Genomic DNA, 1,795 nt, shown 5'->3' on the forward strand with positions numbered 1-1,795 from the left:
GTTGTTCGTCGGCGGGTTCCCCAGGGGCGGCTGGAACGTGTCAACGGGGTAGCGCACCGTGACCGTCTCGAAGCTGCCGGGCTTCGCGCAGCCGCTCGTGTTCAGGGCATCCCCCGCGGCCGGCCAGGTCACGGTGTTCCCGCTCTGCTGTCCCGAGCCACTCGCGGAGACGAACTCGGTGCCGTCTGGCAGCGTCAGGGTCATCGCCAGATTCCGGAAGCCGATGCCGCCCGTGGCCTCGCCCGTGTCGTTGCAGCCGTAGACACGGTAGGTCGTGTCCTGCCCGGTCACCACCATCGCGGAGGTCGCGGGCGTGGTCGTCTCGATCACCGCGTTGAAGCGGGTCGTGCCCGCCGAGGTCGTGACCGGGTCGCTCGTCACATCGGCTTGGGTCGCCCCGCCGCTCGTTGAGCGGACCGTCTGCCGGAACTGCGTGCCGCCGGGCACCGAAAGCGCGGGCACAAGCCAGGTGACGACCAGCTCGCCCGTCGAGCCCGCGGGAAGGTCCCCGAAGTCGAAGACCACCGCGTCGTCGCTCGCGGTCACCGTGGTGCCCGCGTTGCCGAGCCCAGAGCCCGAGCCCGGCTGCACCGGGATCTCCTGCCCGTCGGGGGCGAGGCCCACCGGGGCGTCCGCGGTGATGGTCGCACCGACGCAGCTCGCGGCGAGCGAGGAGCAGGAGTATTCCACCCGGAAGGGCATCGGGGCGCCCGTGTCGACGGAGGCCGAGGTCGGGACCACCCGGACCTGCATCACCCCCGGCGGGCCCTCGGCCCGGGCCGGGACGCTGTCCGTGATCCCGGTGAGCGCGACGAGACCGACCGCGAGCGCGGCCACCCCCGTGAACAGACGACGATGGATGCGAGTTGTGCGCACAGTTTTCCCCCCGGTACGGCGGGTGCGTCAGGCGACGATCGTTCGGTCCGCCCCGGTTGGACGGCTCTTGGGAACACCCACCACTGTCGAGAGCAGTATTTCCTATTTTTCCCGATTGCACCAGAGGGAACCCGTGCGGCGGGCTCCGGGAGGCCGGGCTCCCGGGCACCCCGAGCGGGCCACATGACGCTCGCCGCGCTTAGTTCAGGCTGTGTCGTCCCTCAAAGGCGCGGCCGAGCGTGACCTCGTCGGCGAACTCCAGGTCGCCGCCCACGGGCAGGCCCGAGGCCAGGCGGGACACCGGGATGTCCATGCTGCGCAGCAGTCGGGAGAGGTAGGCCGAGGTGGCCTCGCCCTCCAGGTTCGGGTCGGTCGCGATGATGACCTCCTCGATGTTCCCCGCGCCGAGGCGCTGCAGGAGCTGGGCGATGCTCAGGTCGTCGGGGCCGATCCCGTCGATGGGGCTGATCGCGCCGCCGAGCACGTGGTACAGGCCACGGAACTGCCGGGTGCGCTCGATCGCGACCACGTCCTTCGGCTCCTCGACCACGCAGATCAGCGTCTGATCCCGCCGGGGGTCCCGGCAGATCGCGCACCGGGTGTCCTCGGTGACATTGCCGCAGATCTCGCAGAACTTGACCCGCTCGCGGACCTCGGCCAGGAGTCGGGCCAGGTTCTGCACGTCAAAGGTCTGCGTCTGCAAGATGTGGAAGGTGATCCGCTGAGCGGACTTCGGGCCGATCCCGGGCAACCGCCCGAACTCGTCGATCAGGTCCTGAACGATTCCGTCGTACACGGCTTAGCCCTCCGTCCGGCCCGGCAGGGGCTGCTCTTCGAGGAAGGTCGCGCCGAGAACCTCGCGGACCACGGCCTCCCCGTAGCGGGTGAAGCTCGGCGTCGCGCCAGACTTTTCGGCCGC

General features: G+C 70.3%; 2 protein-coding genes. Both read right to left on the bottom strand.

The features are described from left to right. Nucleotides 1–876, bottom strand: an 876-nt coding sequence (locus tag OOT08_RS08040; protein ID WP_325092084.1) for a hypothetical protein, incomplete at its 3' end; no start/stop codon positions are given. Nucleotides 877–1,075: 199 nt separating this feature from the next. Next, on the bottom strand, nucleotides 1,076–1,672 hold the full coding sequence (gene recR, locus OOT08_RS08045; protein ID WP_325092085.1) for a recombination mediator RecR: 597 nt from the start codon (nucleotides 1,670–1,672) through the stop codon (nucleotides 1,076–1,078). Nucleotides 1,673–1,795: the final 123 nt, after the last annotated feature.

The sequence above is a fragment of the Leucobacter sp. M11 genome (genome assembly GCF_035726885.1).
GTDB lineage: Bacteria > Actinomycetota > Actinomycetes > Actinomycetales > Microbacteriaceae > JAPFRB01.